This window comes from Porphyrobacter sp. CACIAM 03H1, from assembly GCF_002215495.1.
Classification (GTDB): Bacteria; Pseudomonadota; Alphaproteobacteria; order Sphingomonadales; family Sphingomonadaceae; genus Erythrobacter.
This window is the reverse complement of record NZ_CP021378.1, coordinates 3,256,830-3,271,787: the sequence shown is the minus strand read 5'-3', so window position 1 is coordinate 3,271,787 and position 14,958 is coordinate 3,256,830. Positions and strand designations below refer to the sequence as shown.

General features: G+C 68.6%; 15 protein-coding genes and 1 tRNA gene. 9 read left to right on the top strand and 7 right to left on the bottom strand.

What is annotated here, in order from left to right:
* The first annotated feature begins 53 nt into the window (after window positions 1–53).
* Together CBR61_RS15500 and CBR61_RS15495 are read left to right on the top strand one after the other, a co-directional pair.
* A complete protein-coding gene (locus CBR61_RS15500; RefSeq protein ID WP_088915186.1) occupies window positions 54–482 on the top strand; it encodes a hypothetical protein in 429 nt (142 codons plus the stop codon).
* Window positions 483–540: 58 nt separating this feature from the next.
* Window positions 541–1,083 (top strand): hypothetical protein, encoded by a 543-nt coding sequence (locus CBR61_RS15495; protein ID WP_157696636.1) that lies wholly within the window; start codon window positions 541–543, stop codon window positions 1,081–1,083.
* Between the two features lie 97 nt (window positions 1,084–1,180).
* Here CBR61_RS15495 and CBR61_RS15490 read toward each other — a convergent pair.
* Together CBR61_RS15490 and sppA are read right to left on the bottom strand one after the other, a co-directional pair.
* A tRNA-Val gene (locus CBR61_RS15490) sits at window positions 1,181–1,255 on the bottom strand.
* Window positions 1,256–1,342: 87 nt separating this feature from the next.
* A complete protein-coding gene (gene sppA / locus CBR61_RS15485; RefSeq protein WP_088915184.1) occupies window positions 1,343–3,250 on the bottom strand; it encodes a signal peptide peptidase SppA in 1,908 nt (635 codons plus the stop codon).
* Window positions 3,251–3,368: 118 nt separating this feature from the next.
* Here sppA and CBR61_RS15480 point away from each other — a divergent pair, with 118 nt between their 5' ends.
* Together CBR61_RS15480 and CBR61_RS15475 are read left to right on the top strand one after the other, a co-directional pair.
* Entirely contained in the window at window positions 3,369–4,385 is a 1,017-nt protein-coding gene (locus CBR61_RS15480) for an aspartate carbamoyltransferase catalytic subunit (protein WP_088915183.1), read from the top strand.
* Entirely contained in the window at window positions 4,382–5,617 is a 1,236-nt protein-coding gene (locus tag CBR61_RS15475; RefSeq protein ID WP_088915182.1) for a dihydroorotase, read from the top strand. Before CBR61_RS15480 ends, CBR61_RS15475 begins: the two co-directional genes overlap by 4 nt.
* Before the next feature lie 87 nt (window positions 5,618–5,704).
* Here CBR61_RS15475 and CBR61_RS15470 read toward each other — a convergent pair whose 3' ends face one another.
* The 3 genes from CBR61_RS15470 to CBR61_RS15460 form a co-directional block, all read right to left on the bottom strand.
* Window positions 5,705–7,078 (bottom strand): tetratricopeptide repeat protein, encoded by a 1,374-nt coding sequence (locus CBR61_RS15470; protein WP_157696635.1) that lies wholly within the window; start codon window positions 7,076–7,078, stop codon window positions 5,705–5,707.
* Between the two features lie 64 nt (window positions 7,079–7,142).
* Window positions 7,143–7,823, bottom strand: a complete 681-nt coding sequence (locus CBR61_RS17185) for a hypothetical protein (RefSeq protein WP_088915180.1) — start codon at window positions 7,821–7,823, stop codon at window positions 7,143–7,145.
* Between the two features lie 20 nt (window positions 7,824–7,843).
* Window positions 7,844–8,566: a ParA family protein gene (locus CBR61_RS15460; RefSeq protein WP_088915179.1), complete on the bottom strand. Its 723-nt coding sequence runs from the start codon at window positions 8,564–8,566 to the stop codon at window positions 7,844–7,846.
* A gap of 268 nt (window positions 8,567–8,834) precedes the next feature.
* Between CBR61_RS15460 and CBR61_RS15455 the strand changes: the two genes are divergently transcribed.
* From CBR61_RS15455 to CBR61_RS15435, 5 genes are all read left to right on the top strand, one after another.
* Window positions 8,835–9,929, top strand: coding sequence for an SPOR domain-containing protein (locus CBR61_RS15455; protein WP_233996762.1), 1,095 nt, complete (start codon window positions 8,835–8,837; stop codon window positions 9,927–9,929).
* Window positions 9,930–10,024: 95 nt separating this feature from the next.
* Entirely contained in the window at window positions 10,025–11,320 is a 1,296-nt protein-coding gene (locus CBR61_RS15450; RefSeq protein ID WP_088915178.1) for a DUF418 domain-containing protein, read from the top strand.
* A 76-nt stretch (window positions 11,321–11,396) separates the two neighbouring features.
* Window positions 11,397–11,597 (top strand): (2Fe-2S)-binding protein, encoded by a 201-nt coding sequence (locus CBR61_RS15445; protein ID WP_088915177.1) that lies wholly within the window; start codon window positions 11,397–11,399, stop codon window positions 11,595–11,597.
* A gap of 138 nt (window positions 11,598–11,735) precedes the next feature.
* Window positions 11,736–12,218, top strand: coding sequence for a bacterioferritin (bfr, locus tag CBR61_RS15440; protein WP_088915176.1), 483 nt, complete (start codon window positions 11,736–11,738; stop codon window positions 12,216–12,218).
* A gap of 285 nt (window positions 12,219–12,503) precedes the next feature.
* A complete protein-coding gene (locus tag CBR61_RS15435) occupies window positions 12,504–12,971 on the top strand; it encodes a hypothetical protein (RefSeq protein WP_088915175.1) in 468 nt (155 codons plus the stop codon).
* Window positions 12,972–13,023: 52 nt separating this feature from the next.
* Here the strand turns inward: CBR61_RS15435 and CBR61_RS15430 are convergent, their stop codons facing one another.
* Window positions 13,024–13,512: a DUF2721 domain-containing protein gene (locus tag CBR61_RS15430; RefSeq protein WP_088915174.1), complete on the bottom strand. Its 489-nt coding sequence runs from the start codon at window positions 13,510–13,512 to the stop codon at window positions 13,024–13,026.
* Window positions 13,513–13,518: 6 nt separating this feature from the next.
* On the bottom strand, window positions 13,519–14,931 hold the full coding sequence (der, locus tag CBR61_RS15425) for a ribosome biogenesis GTPase Der (protein WP_088915173.1): 1,413 nt from the start codon (window positions 14,929–14,931) through the stop codon (window positions 13,519–13,521).
* Between the last annotated feature and the right edge of the window lie 27 nt (window positions 14,932–14,958).

Here is a 14,958-nt window from a genome sequence, read left to right as displayed (position 1 = left end):
GCCGCGACAACCCCGCCCGGGTCAAGCGGGCAGGAACCGGCGAGCGGAAGCCCTTGGCCGGGGTCGCAGTTCAACGGCAGTCCGAACAAGGGCGCGGCCTATGTCGCAGGCGTGGTGAGCGGACTCGCCCCGCTGGGCTACAGGATCTAGTCTTTCGGAAACGAGAATCTGCGCAGCACGCGGCAGAATTTCTGCACCTCACCATCGAGGCGATCCGCACGGCGCTCGAAACCAAAGCCGACCTGCAGTCCGTCGAGGGGCACCTGCGGGCCCACCGCAATCTTTTCCGGGTCGATTACGAGGCCCTCTTCTCGTGCCCCGAGGCCGCGGCCAACCGGGCGGCCTTGGGGGCCTGGATCGGAACGGATGCGATAAGCGAGCCGGACCTGCGCAAGGTCTCCAGCGGCTGGCCCGACTGGTTCGATCGCGAATTGTCCGCAAGGGTCCTTGAGGGGACAGCAAGCCAATGGTGGCTGTCATGACCTCGATCTACACCCGGATGCACGATGCCATCGCCGCGATGGATGCCGGGCAGAGCGCGTGCGAGGTGATCCTTGTCGGCGTGAACGACCAAGCCGGTTCCGCGCACTGGCGTATTCCCGCCACGGGTGCAATGCGCTGGCGAAGCCGGGCAACGGGGTCACCCGGGCCGTGGTCCACAATCACGCGGGCATCATCTCCTTCTTCGAGATCGACACCTTCGAAACGCCGCCCGCGGACTGGATCAGGGGCATTTCGTCGCTGCGCCCGGAAAGCAATGCGCAGAACCTGCGTTCGGGCAGCGGGAGCGATCGCGCGTTCATATCGGCACACCGGGTATCCTATCCGGTGGCCCTCACCCCGGTGCGGAGCCTCGGAACCCCGGGCGTTCCGAAATTCTTCATCCTCGATGTCGAAGGCATGGACTACGATATCGCGCTCGATCTGCTCACGATGGACGACGTTGTGGGCATCGGTTGCGAGCACGCGCTGATGTCGAGCGACGAGGCGATCCTGCTGCGCTGCACGGCGATCGAGCGCGGGTTCGCATTCGAATTTGGCGACGAGGACGCGGTCTTCCTGCGCGAGACAGCCTGCCCGTGATGCCGCGCGGCCGATCGGTCGCGGGCCAATTCCGACCCACGCTTTTCATACTTTTTCCATGAGAGCCGGCACCATCTCTTCCAGATCGTGGGAAGGATGGTGGGCGCGACAGGGATTGAACCTGTGACCCCACCCGTGTGAAGGGTGTGCTCTACCGCTGAGCTACGCGCCCGTCCGATGGGCTCGGATGCCCGGACAGGGGGGCGCCTTTAATGCGGCCTCGCGCGCTTGGCAAGCGCCCGTGCGCCGCCTGCGCGAATTAGCTGCCGGCGAGCCAGCCGAGCAGCGCCAGCACGCCCTCGCCCGGCGGCGCGGCGCTGCGCTGCGTGGCGGCGGGAGCGACGATTCCGGCGGGGCAGGCGAGGCAGAAGGCCTGGATTCCGCGGGTTCCCAGCAGCCGTTCGGCATCGCGGGCGATGCGGGCGCCGAGGTGCTCGCGGCGCAGCGCCGTCATCGCGAAGATGTCGCCGCCCCCGGCCGACGCGCCCTGCCGGGCATCGTCGCCGACGATCAGCTGGCGGATCAGCGAATCGTAATTGGCACCGCGTTCGCCGAGGTGGACTGCGTGCCATTCGCCCTCTTTGGCCCCGGCCTTGCCCGCCGCCCAGCCGAGCGCGTCGGGAAGGCCGCCGAACTCGTCCACCAGCCCGAGCTGGCGCGCGGTGCCGCCATCCCATACCTGCCCCTGTGCTGCGGCATCGACCCGGTCCACCGGCATCCGCCGCGACTTTGCAACAAGCGCGAGGAAATCCTTGTATGTGCCGCCGATCGAGGTCTGGAACAGGCTGTCCATTGCCGGGGTGAAGCCGCCGATCAGGTCGGGCTGACCCGACAGCGGCGTGGTGCGATAGCCGTCGGAGGTGACGCCGAGCTGTGCGGCGGCCCCTTCGAAGGTCGGGATCACGGCGAAGACCCCGATCGAGCCGGTGACGGTCTCGGGCTCGGCATAGATCCTGTCGCCCGCCATCGCCACCCAGTAGCCCCCGCTCGCGGCGACATTGGCGAAGGACACGGCGACGGGGATCTTGCGGTCGCGGTACCGCTGGATCGCGCGGCGGATCTCTTCCGAGCCGGTCACCGAGCCGCCGGGCGAATCCACCCGCACCACCAGCGCGGCAAGATCATCGTCGAGCGCCTCGTCGAGCAGGTCGGCGATGCGCTTCGCCCCCGCGACGCCCGGGCCGGCATCGCCGTCGACGATCTCGCCCGCGATGGTGACGACGCCGATTTTCTTGCCCTTCCGCTCCTGCCCGAGATCGGCGAGATAGGCGGGAAGCTCGCTCGCGGCGAAGCTGCCGGGCAGTTCGCTCCAAGGGTCCTTGCCCGCCAGTTCGGCCACCCGCGCGCCGAACTGCACGCGGTCGCCGAGCTTGTCGACCAGCCCGGCCGCCACCGCCGCCTCGGCCAGATCGCCGCCCGAACTTTCGATCCACGCGCCCGGATCGCCCGTCACCCGCGCCAGCTGGAGCCGGGGCCGCGCCTTTGTGACATTTGCGCGGTATTCCTCCCAGAGCGCCCCGTAGAGCCCGCCGATGTTCGCCCGCGCTTCGTCCGACATCGAGGTGCGCGACCACGGTTCGACCGCCGACTTGAACTCGCCCACGCGATAGACCCGCGCATTGACGCTCAGCTTTTCCAGCAGCCCGGCATAGTAGAGATTGCTGCCCCCCGGCCCGGCGATCACCGCCACGCCCTGCGGGTCGAGCCACACCTCGCTGGCATGGGCAGCCAGCAGCATGTGATCGTCGGCATAGCCCATCGCGTAGGTCAGCACCGGCTTTCCGGCCTTGCGCACGCGGTCCATGCTCGCGCCGATTTGTTTCAGGTGCACCTGCCCCCCGCCGAGGAAGGTGGTCATGTCCAGCACGACCGCCTTCACCCGTGTGTCGGTCGCGGCGGCATCGAGCGCGCGGACGATATCGCGCGCGCGAGTCTCGCCCAGCGGCGCGCTGCGCGAGAGCAGGGCCTCGATCGGATCGAGCGCGGTCTTTTCCTCGACCACGATCCCGTCGAGGTCGATCAGCAGCGCCCCGTCGCGCACCTGCCCGGGATTGGGCCGGGCCGAGAGCACCCCGAACAGCGCCACGAAGAACAGCAGCATGAACACCAGGACAAGCCCGTCCTTGATCCCCACGAGGATCTTCCAAACCTTGCCGACGAAGCTCATCCGATGTCCCTTTTGCCTTGGCCCTCCCGATCTAGGGTCTTTGGCCGGCAACTTCTATCGGAAAGCTTACGCGGCGGGGTTGAGCGGCGGATGCGGCTCGACTAAGGGCGTGGCTTTAATGGCCACGACCGATCCTTCGCCCTCAGCGGGCCGCTTTCCGCCCGGAAGGCTCGCCTTCCCGCACCGCGATCTCACCGGAATCGGGCACCTCCAGCGCCACGAGATCCTCTACCTGCTGAGCGAGGCCGAGCAGTGGGTCGCGCTCAACCGGCAGAGCGCGAAGCACAGCGACCGGCTGGCCGGGCTGACGATCATCAACGCCTTCTTCGAGAACTCCACCCGCACGCTGCTGTCCTTCGAGATCGCGGGCAAGCGGCTGGGGGCGGACGTGGTCAACATGCACGCCGCCACCTCGAGCGTGAAGAAGGGCGAGACGCTGATCGACACCGCGATCACGCTCAACGCGATGCGCGCCGATGCGATCGTGATCCGCCACGGTTCCTCGGGCGCGACGCGGCTGATCGCGGACAAGGTCGATTGCCCGGTGCTCAATGCTGGCGACGGACAGCACGAACACCCGACGCAGGCCCTGCTCGATGCCTTGACGCTGCGCCATGCGCTGGCCGAGCGCGGGGAGGGGGCCGAGGACTTCACCGGCCTCACCGTCACCATCTGCGGCGACATCCTGCACAGCCGGGTCGCGCGATCGAACATCCTGTGTCTGACGGCGCTCGGTGCCAAGGTGCGGGTCTGCGCGCCGCCCGCGCTGATGCCTGCCGGGATCGAGGCAATGGGGGTGGAGGTGCACCACCGCTTCGATGCGGCGCTCGAGGGCGCGGAGGTGGTGATGATGCTGCGCCTGCAATCCGAGCGGATGAGCGGCCAGTTCGTGCCGTCCCCGCGCGAATACCGCCACCTCTACGGGCTGACGACGAAACGCCTCGCGCTCGCCCGGCCCGATGCGCTGGTCATGCACCCGGGGCCGATGAACCGCGGGGTAGAGATCGACAGCGAGGTCGCGGACCTTGCGGGTCGCTCGCTGATCACCCGGCAGGTCGAGATGGGCGTGGCGATCCGCATGGCCTGTCTCGACGTGCTGACGCGCGGCGCACGCGGGCTGGAGGGCTGGGCATGAGACAGGCGGAGCCGCTCACCATCGTAAACGCGCAGCTGGTCACTCATGCGGGGGTGGTTGCCGGTGCGTTGCGGTGTTGTTGCGGGGTCATCGACGCGATCGGGGCTGATGTCGCACCGCAGGATGGCGACGCGGTGGTCGATGCCCGCGGGCGTCTGCTCGCCCCCGGGCTGGTCGATCTCGGGGTCTTCGCGGTCGACAAGCCCGCCTTCCACTTCGGCGGGATCACCCGTGCGGCGCTGATGCCGGATCAGTCGCCCCCGCTCGACCTGCCGAGCCGGGTGGGCTTCATCGCCAAGAGCGGCAAGCCCGACCTGTGGGTCCATCCCCTCGCCGCCGCGACGCGGGGCCTTGAGGGGTGGGAACTCGCGGAGCTGGCGCTGATGCAGGATGCGGGGGCGCGGGGCATCGCCACCGGGCGGCGCTGGATCGCCGACAGCGGCGTGATGCTGCGGCTGCTGCAATATGCCGCGATGCTCGATCTGGTGGTCGTCGCCCATGCCGAAGACGGCGGGCTGGCCGGAGAGGCGGCTGCCACGGCAGGCGAGATCGCGACCCGGCTAGGCCTGCCCGCTGCCCCCGCTGAGGCCGAGGCGCTCGCCATCGCCCGCGATATCGCGCTGGCCGAACTCGCGGGGGCGCGGCTCCACATCCGGCAGGTGACGACAGCGCGGGGCTTCGAGCTGGTGCGCGAGGCCAAGGCGCGGGGCCTGCCGGTGACCTGCGGGATCACGCCGGCGCATTTCATGCTCTCCGACCTCGCCACGGCCGACTTCCGCACCTTCACCCGTCTCTCGCCCCCGCTCAGGAGCGAGGCCGACCGTCAGGCGGCGCTCGCCGCCATCGCCGACGGCACCGTGGACGTGATCGCCAGCGGCCATGACCCGCGCGGGCCCGAGGACAAGCGCCTGCCCTTCGCCGATGCGCTGCCCGGCATGGCGGGGGCCGAAACGTTGCTCGCCATGACCCTGGGGCTGGTGCGGGATGGCGTGGTCGACACCCCCCGCGCCTTCGACCTGCTGGCGACCAATCCCGCCCGCATCCTCGGCGTCCCTGCCGGGGCGCTGGCGGCGGGGCTGGAGGCCGACCTTGCCTTGATCGATCCGGACGCGCCGTGGATCATCGACCGGCGCAAGATGGAGGCCACCGCCGACAATACTCCCTTCGACCGGCAGGGTGCGCAGGGGCGGGTGCTGGGCCTGTGGAAGGGCGGGGTGCGGCTGGCGCTCTGAGTTCCGGCAGGTGCCGAAAAACAACTCCCGGACAGCGCGGGGCTGTCCGGGAGCAAGGCTTGCTCATTCCTGTGACAGGAAATCGTGTCAGCGGGTGCGCGCGGCCATCCGAACGTCGCGCTTGACGGCGCCGGCGGGCGGGGTGGTGGCGGCATAGGCGAAGCATCCGCGACCGGCCGACTTGACCGTGCCGCACATAGCCTTGGCGCTGTTCGGACCGAAGCCGTCTGCGGCGACGCGCCAGAAGGTGCGGCCGTTCACCAGCGCCTCGGTGATCACCGGCTGGTGATCCTTGAGCTGCGGGAACTTCGCCTTGAGGGCGTTCCAGCCGCGCTCGGCCTCGATCTTGCTGTTGTAGGAGCCGAGCTGGACGAGGTGCGAGGCGGCGGCCTTGTCGCTCGCCACCGGCGCAGGCGCGGGGGCGGCGGCGGGGGCGGCCATGCGGCGCTGTGAGGCATTGCCCGCGACCCGCGGCGCGCCCGGCGCGCGGCGCGACTGGGCGGCAGCGGCGGGCAGTTCCTGCACCACCGGGACCGAGACGAAACGCGGGCCGGCAGTGGCCGGAGCGACCGTCGCGACTCCCGGCTCGGGCGCTGCGGCGGCGGGGGCAAAGGCGGCCGTGAAGGTCGCCGAGGGAGCCGGATCGGCCACCTTCACCGGCTCGGCATAGGCGAGTTCGCTTGCGCCCTGGGCGGCGGCTTCGGCGACCATCACCTCCTGCGCCGGGAAATTGGCGAGCGCGAGACGCTGCGGTTGGCCGGCGTCGGCCCGCGGGGTCACGTCGAGCATGGCGGCGATGCGTTCCTGGAACAGTTCGGGCGCCGAGCGCGAGGCCCACTGGGAAAGGCGCGCCTCGAGCTGGTCGGCGGGCACGTCCTCGGCCGCCATCACCCGCGCCGCGCGCCAGTTGCCGGCGAGGGCATAGGTGTAAGCGAGGTTCTGGCGCAGCTTGGGCGTGGCTTGCTCGGCGCTGCGCACGGCGTTGATCAGCACGTGGACGCCGCGTTCCGGCTGCCCGGCGAGCGCGAGGGCGAGACCGAGATCGGCGGCATCGAGGCTCTGCGCATATTCGTCGAGGACGGTCACTGCCGCGCGCGAATCGCCGGTGGCGATCTTGGCGAGAGCGAAGCTCAGCACGGTGCGCGGGTTCTCGTCACCCAGATCGAGCGCGTCGCCGAAGCTGGTCGCCGCCGATTCGAAGCGGCCTGCCTCGAGGTAGGCCGCGCCCAACAGCGCGCGGAAGCCGGGGTTGCGCGGCTCGGCGAGAACGGCCGCCTCGGCGTGCATGATCGCCTTGTCGACCTGGCCCTTGGCGAGCGCGGTCTGGGCGCTGCCGAAGGACACGTCGGCACGCGGCGCGGCGGAGGCCATGCACCCGGCCATCGCCAGTCCGGCGATCGCAGTGGTGACGGCGAGCGCGAGGCGCGGCGTGGCGATGCCGGTCTTGAGCTTACGGTCCATTGTCATTTCCCCCGTTCGGTCCTGGCTGTTCACGTTTCGTGGTGGTGGTCGGTCGCGCGCCGGATCAGTGACGCTTGAGGTGGTTGGCGATGACGTCGAGCTCGCCATACTCGGCGAGCAGGCGGTCGAGCGCCTCGGTCACGAGCGCCTGGGCGCTGACGCCCTGCATCGTCGCGGCGAGACGCAGCTTGAGATGGCGGTCGGCATCGAGCCGCAGCGTGAAGGCGGCGCGGCGGCCGGACTGCACGGCGGGCACGCGCGGCTTGGCGGGTGCGCGCGGCGCGGGTGCGGGTGCGGCGACGGGTTCGGGTGCGAGCGGGGCGTAGAGCGCGGTGTCCGCCTCCTCGTCCTCGTCCTCGTCCTCGTAGCCGTAATCCTCGTCCTCGGCCTCGCCGTAGAGAGCCTCGCCGTCCTCGTCATATTCGGGTTCGCGGTCCTCGGGACCGGTCATCGCCGCATCGGCGAGCACGCGCTCCTCGAGCCGACGCTGCTGGCGCCGCACGATCGGGCCGGGGTGCGCGGGGATGCCGTCAGGCGCGATGTCGGCGTTGATCGGCACGATCTCGGCGCCGCCCTCATGGTCCGAATCGCCCATGTCGTTCCAGCCGAGATCCTCGAGCTGCTCCTCGGCGACCGGGGTCTCGCCCGTCACCAGCGGCGCGACCTGCGGACGCATCGCGGGCTTGGCGCCGCCCTTGCGGGCCAGCAGCGAGGGGCCGAGCGAGGCGAAACCGGAATCCGACATGGGCCTGTCCGCCTTCCCGCTTACTGCGCGACCCGGCGACCGAAGCCGCCGGCCGGACGCGGCACGCCGCCCATGTGCTGACCCGCGCCATTGGGGGCGGCAGCGAAGACGGTGCGGCGGAAGTTCTTTTCGAGCCGGTCGGCGATGTAGCGCCACAGCGCGGCGATCTCGGCGGCGGAGCGGCTTTCGGGATCGACTTCCATCACCGTGCGGCCGTCGATCATCGAGGCGGCGAAGTCGGTGCGGTGGTGCAGCGTGATCGGGGCGACGGTGCCGTGCTGCGAGAGCGCGACCGCGGCTTCCGAGGTGATCTTGGCCTTTGGGGTGGCGGCGTTGACGACGAACACCAGCGGCTTGCCCGCGCGCTCGCACAGGTCGACCGTGGCGCCCACGGCGCGCAGGTCGTGCGGGGAGGGGCGGGTCGGCACGACGATCAGCTCCGCCACCGAGATGACCGACTGGATCGCCATCGTGATCGCCGGCGGGGTGTCGATCACCGCGAGCTTGAAGCCCTGCTGGCGCAGCACCTGGAGGTCGTTGGCGAGACGCGCCACGGTGGTCTGGGCGAAGGCAGGATATTCCGCCTCGCGCTCGTTCCACCAGTCGGCGAGCGACCCTTGCGGGTCGATGTCGATCAGCACGACCGGCCCGGCGCCGGCGCGCTGGGCCTGGACGGCGAGATGTCCGGACAGGGTGGTCTTGCCCGATCCACCTTTCTGCGATGCCAAAGCGAGTACACGCAACGCCTGGGTCCCCCATGGATTGAACCGCTGGCAGGCCGCCCTATTGCGACCCTGCGACAACGGCTGGATGGACACGGGATCGCAGGATACCCCTAATTTAGAGTTAACAACGGGCTGCCGCGTGCAAGAAGGTCCTGATCGCCCTCGCGACCTTTGCCGCACCCTCTGCCGCAGCATGGTGCCGGGGTGGCAGGCAACCATTTGCTAACCGTGTTTGCCTATGCTGCCCTGCGAGACATCCACCGGCACACCGCGAGGCAGACAGGCGATGGCAAGGATCATGGTGACGAAGACGATGGCAAAGCGCGGCGTGGTCGCTGCGGGCACGGTGCTGGCGATGCTGGCCGTTCCGGCTCTGGCCGACGTCAAGGCCGGGGTCGACGCGTGGAGCGCGGGCGATTTCACCCGCGCGGTGGTCGAATGGCAGGGTCCGGCGGCGGCGGGCGATCCCGACGCGCTGTTCAACCTCGCCCAGGCCTACCGCCTCGGGCGCGGGGTCGAGGTCGACAACGCCCGCGCGCGCAAGCTCTATGAAGAGGCGGCGCGGCTCGGCCATGTGAAGGCGGCCGACAATTACGGGCTGATGCTGTTCCAGGAAGGCGAGCAGGAAAAGGCCATGCCGCTGATCAAGGCTGCCGCCGACCGCGGTGATCCGCGCGCGCAATACGTGCTCGGCCTTTCGCACTTCAACGCCGACTACGCCCCGCGCGACTGGGTGCGCGCCTATGCGCTGATGACGCTGGCGAACGGTTCGGGTCTGCCGCAGGCGCGCGACGCGTTGGCGCAGATGGACAAGTATGTGCCGCAGGCCCAGCGGGCCCAGGCTCAGTCGCTCGCCCGCGAGCTGGAGGCGGGGGCCAAGGCCCAGCGTTCCGCAGAGCTGGCGGCAGTGGAACTGGGCACGCGCCTGGCTGCCGCTCCGGCTCCGGCTCCGGTTCCGGCTGCGGCAGGCGCAGCGGCCAAGCGCCCGGCCGTCGCTGCCGTGACCCAGCCCGCACCCAAGGCCGCCGGCCTGCCGCCCGCGCCGCGAACGGTCACGCCTGTGCCGGTCGCCGCCGCCGCTGCTGCTGCCGCGCCCAAGCCCGCCGCCGCGACGCCCGTCCCCGCGCCTGCCGCCGCCCCGCGCCGGCAGGGCAACTGGCGCGTCCAGCTCGGCGCTTTCGGCGTCGCCGCCAATGCCGACCGCCTGTGGGGCCAGCTTTCCGGCCACGCCGCGCTCGCCGGAACCAGGAAGACCCTCGTGCCTAGCGGTAGCCTGACCCGCCTGCTCGCCACCGGCTTTGCCAGCGAGAGCGAGGCGAGCCGCGCCTGCGCAAGCCTCAAGCGCGAGGGCAAGGCCTGCGTCGTCGCCGGGCAGGGCTGAACGCGGACCAACCGCCGAGCGATTTCGACAACCCGCTCTTTTCAAAGAGCCGCGCTCTGCTAGTCTCCCGCCATTCAAGGGCCGGGGGATCAGCCATGAACGACACGATTGCGCCGAGCATCGACGACAACGCCGCCGCGGTTCCCGCGTCCGCGATCGCCCCGGTGGGCGCCGCCGAGCGCATCGACACGCTCGATTTCATCCGCGGGCTGGCGGTGATGGGCATCCTTGCCGCCAACATCGTCGCCTTCGGGCAGCCGATGATGGCCTACTTCACGCCCGGCAAGTTTCTCGTCCCCGCCGGCGATCCCGATGGCTGGATGTGGATCGCGCAGTTCATCCTCGTCGACGGCAAGATGCGCGGGCTGTTCACCCTGCTGTTCGGGGCGGGGATGTACCTGTTCATGGAGAAGGCGTGGGCGCGCGGCGCGACCCGGTGGCTTCAGGCATGGCGCCTGGTCATCCTGCTGGGCTTCGGGCTTTTCCATTTCTATTTCATCTGGTTCGGCGACATCCTTTCGCTTTATGCCCTGGTCGGCCTGATTGTGCTGGCCTGCCTCAAATGGAGCATCAAGACGCAGCTCTGGGTGGGCCTTGCCGGCTACATGCTGGGTGTGGTGTTCTATGCCTTCACGGTCTTCCCCTGGCTGGTGACGGGCACCGCCTTGGGCGACAGCTCGCCCGAGATGGCCGAGATGCGCGACGGGATGAGGGCCGAGATGCAGTCCCAGATCGCCGAGCAGGCGCCGGTCAACGAGGCGATCGCCTCGGGCGATTATGCCGCGCTGGTGGCGCACCGGATCGGCGAGCAGGGGCTGGAGCCCTTCACCAATGTCTTCCTGTTCGGCTTCGAGACGCTGCCGCTGATGCTGATCGGCATCGCGCTCTACCGCATCGGGTTCTTCTCGGGTGCGATCGCGCGGGAGAAGCTGGTGCTCTGGGGCTGGACCGGAATGATCGCCGGAGGGCTGGCGCACCTCGCGATCGGCCTGCTGATGCAGGCTGACGGTTTCAGCCCGTTCGGCACCCAGGCCGCCTTCCTCGGCATGAGCGCCCTGCCGCGCCTGTGGATGGTGATCGGTCTCGTCGCGCTGCTGGTCGCCTATGCGCCCTCGGCCACCGGCTGGCTCGGCGATCGCGTGCGCGCAGCCGGGCGGGCGGCCTTCACCAACTATCTCGGCACCTCGGTGGTGATGATGTTCCTGTTCCACGGCTGGGCGCTGGGCCTGTTCGGGCAGCTGAACCGCCCGCAGCTTTATGTCGTGGTGGTGCTGGCCTGGGTGCTGATGCTCGCATGGTCGAAGCCGTGGCTCGATCGCTACCGTTACGGCCCGCTCGAATGGCTGTGGCGGTGTCTCACCTACCGGACGGTCTTTCCCTTGAGGAAGTGATTTTCCCACTTGTTATTAAGAATGGTTCGCATACATTCGCTCCTGCAAACGCCTCGCAGGAAAGATTCGCACGCCCATGTACATCTGCATCTGCAATGCCATCCGCGAGACCGACTTGCGGAAAGCCGCGCTCTCCTGCGAGGGTGACGCAGAAGCGACCTACGCTTGCCTCGGCAAGCGCCCCAATTGCGGCCAGTGCCTTGATGAAGCGCAGGAAATCATCGACGCCGAGCGCGCCGCCGCCAAGTGCGATTTCCTCGCAGTAGAGGCCGCCTGAGCCGCGATTGCGAACGGCTCGCAAGCGACTGATTCGCAAAGATTTTTCTCGCCCGACCCTTGCGGATAGGCCCCGGCACCGTCTACAATGACGGCAATGCCGGCACGCGGCTTTGACATTACGCAAGGAGCTTTCCCCATGAAGGGCGACCAGAAGGTCATCGACTATCTCAACCAGGCGCTCACCAACGAGCTGACCGCGATCAACCAGTACTGGCTGCACTATCGCGTGCTCGACAACTGGGGTCTCAAGAAGCTCGCCGCCTACGAGCGCCACGAATCGATCGAGGAAATGGAGCACGCCGACAAGCTGGCGGAGCGCATCCTGTTCCTCGAGGCGCTGCCCAACTTCCAGGCGATCCACAAGCTCAAGGTCGGCGAGAACGTCGAGGAGATCCTGCGCGCCGATCTCGCGCTCGAGAACGAGGCGATCCCGCTGCTGCGCGACGCGATCGAATATTGCGAGAGCGTGCGCGACTACGTGAGCCGCGAGCTGTTCGCTTACATCCTCAAGAACGAGGAAGAGCATGTCGACTTCATCGAACAGCAATTCGAGATGATCGAGCGCATGGGCCTGCACAACTACTGCCAACTGCAGAGCGCGCCGGCCGGCGACAGCTGACGGATCAATTCGCGCGCTCCTGCGGGGGCGGCGGAGGCACGATTGCCGCACAGGGGCAGGGCCGGGCGAGGCTCTGCCCTTTTTGCGTTACGGCCAAGGCGAAGTCAGCCGGCGTTATGTCGTCTCGGGCAACCCACTTGACTGATCCGGCGCCGAGGCGCACTTTCCTGCCGGGGGGAGAAGCGCGGGCATGCTGCGGGCACGCCAGCGCGCGTTAGGGTGAGGGGACAACCGCAGCATCATCGCGTGCAAACCCTCCAATAGCATCACGCATTGGAGGACATCATGAAGACACTTGCCAAACTGATCGGCTGCGGCATCGCGGCAGGCTCGCTTGCTCTGGCGGCACCGGCCTATGCCCAGCCTGCCGAGGTCTACAAGGACTACACCCCGGCCGACGAGGTGATCGAGATGACCCTCGTCAAGGTCGACGAAGGCCACGCCGACACCTACCTCGGCGGCCTGCGCAAGACCTGGATCGCTGCCAACGAGATCCAGAAGAAGCTCGGCCATATCAAGGACTACGCCATCTACGGCGTGCCCTATGGCGATGGCGAGTTCAACGTCGTGCTGATCGTCGTATTTCCCAATACCGAGGCGCTGGGTCCGAGCAAGGAACGCTACATGGCGTTCCTCGAGGCCTACGGGAAGGCCAATATCGACGCTGGCAACAAGACCCAGATCGAGCTCTACAACAAGATCCGCGAGATCCAGGGCACCTACCTGCTGCGCAAGGTGAACTTCGCGAACTGAACCGCGAGGGGGCAGGGCCGCGAGAGGCTCTGTCCCTTCTTTCGCCTTGCCGCTACTCCTTCGGCTCCACCGCCCCTATCGCCGCCAGCCGGGTTTCCAGCAGGAAGAAGCCGAGCCCCGTCACCAGCAGTGCCATCGTCAGCACCCACAGCCCCGCGATCACCGTGCCGATCTGGGCGGTGATATAGGCGCTGATGAACAAGAGGCCGATCACGAGGCTGATCATCACCGCCGCCGCGGTCGAGAACATGATCGCGCCTTGCATCAGCCGCCGGCGGCGCATCAGCCAGCCCACCTCGCGTGTCTGGCGCGGGGTGCGATGTTCCTCCATCCTGTCCTCGATGATCTCGATGCGCTTGGCGATCCAGATCATGCGGCTCATGATGACGTTCATCACCGCACCGATCCCCGAGAGCAGGAACGCTGGCGCAAGGCTCAGCTGCACCACCTGCTGCACCCGCGGGGTGGAGGCGGTGCGCTCGATGATTTCGAAGGCGAAGGGCGAGTGCACCGCCGCAGCGGCGAGGAGGTCGGGGAGCATGGCCCGCTAGTCCTTGGCGTAGGGGTTCTTGTTGGTCTTGAGCGTGACGCGCACCGGCACGGCGTCGAAGCCGAGCTTGGCCCGGATGCCGTTCACCAGATAGCGCTCGTAGCTCTTGGGGAGCAGGTCGAGCCGCGTGCCGAAGATCACGAAGCGCGGCGGGCGGGTGCCGGCCTGAGTGATGTAACGCAGCTTGATCCGCTTGCCGCCAGGGGCCGGAGGCGGGTTCGCTTCCATCGCGTCGTCGAACCAGCGGTTCAATGCCGAGGTGCTGACGCGCTTCGACCACGCCTCGCGCAGCTCGAACGCCCCGGCGAGCATCTGGTCGAGGCCCTTCCCGGTCTTGGCGGAGACGGCGAACAGCGGCAGGCCGCGCACCTGCGCAAGGCCGTCGTCGAGCGCCGCGCGGATGCCGTTGAACAGCTTGCTCGCGTCCTCGGCCACGTCCCACTTGTTGATCGCGATCATCAGCGCGCGGCCTTCTTCGAGGACGAGGCTGGCGATCTTCAAATCCTGATGCTCCAGCCCCTGCGTCGCATCGAGCAGCAGCACCACGACCTCGGCAAAATCCACCGCCCGCCGCGCGTCGGCCACGGAGAGCTTTTCGAGCTTCTCGGTGACATTTTTCTTCTTGCGCATCCCCGCCGTGTCGATGAGCCGGATCTCGCGGGTCTCGTCGGTCTTGGGGTCGGTCCATTCCCAGTCGATCGCGATCGAATCGCGGGTGATCCCGGCTTCGGGGCCGGTCAGCAGGCGGTCTTCGCCGAGCAGGCGGTTGATGAGCGTCGACTTGCCCGCGTTGGGCCGCCCGACGATGGCGAGTTTCAGGGGGCCGGAGGGGCGATCCTCCTCGTCCATGTCGCGCAAGGCCGCACGTTCGGCGTCGTTCGCCTCTTCCCAGGCCTCGGCCTTGGCGCCGATGATCGGCCACAGCCCGCCGAACAGCTCGGCGACGCCCTCGCCGTGCTCGGCCGAGACCGCGAGCGGCTCGCCGAGGCCGAGAGCATAGGCCTCCATCACCCCGGCTTCGGCAGCGGCGCCCTCGGCCTTGTTGGCGACCACCACCACCGGCACTTCCTGTTCGCGCAGGTAGCGGGCGATTTCCTCGTCGAGCGGGGTCAGGCCCGCGCGCGCGTCGACCACGAACAACGCCGCGTCCGCGCCTGCAAGGCTCGCCTCGGTCTGCTTCCTCATCCGGCCGGGGAGGCTGAGTTCGTCCTCGTCCTCCCACCCGGCGGTGTCGACCACGGTGAAGTGCAGGCCGGCGATCACCGCATCGCCCATCCTGCGGTCGCGCGTCACCCCGGGCTGGTCATCGACCAGCGCGAGTTTCTTGCCCACGAGCCGGTTGAACAGCGTGGACTTGCCGACGTTGGGTCGGCCGATGATGACGACTTCGGGCTTGGCGGGGAGGGACATGACCCGCGCCAAGTGGGCGCAAATGCC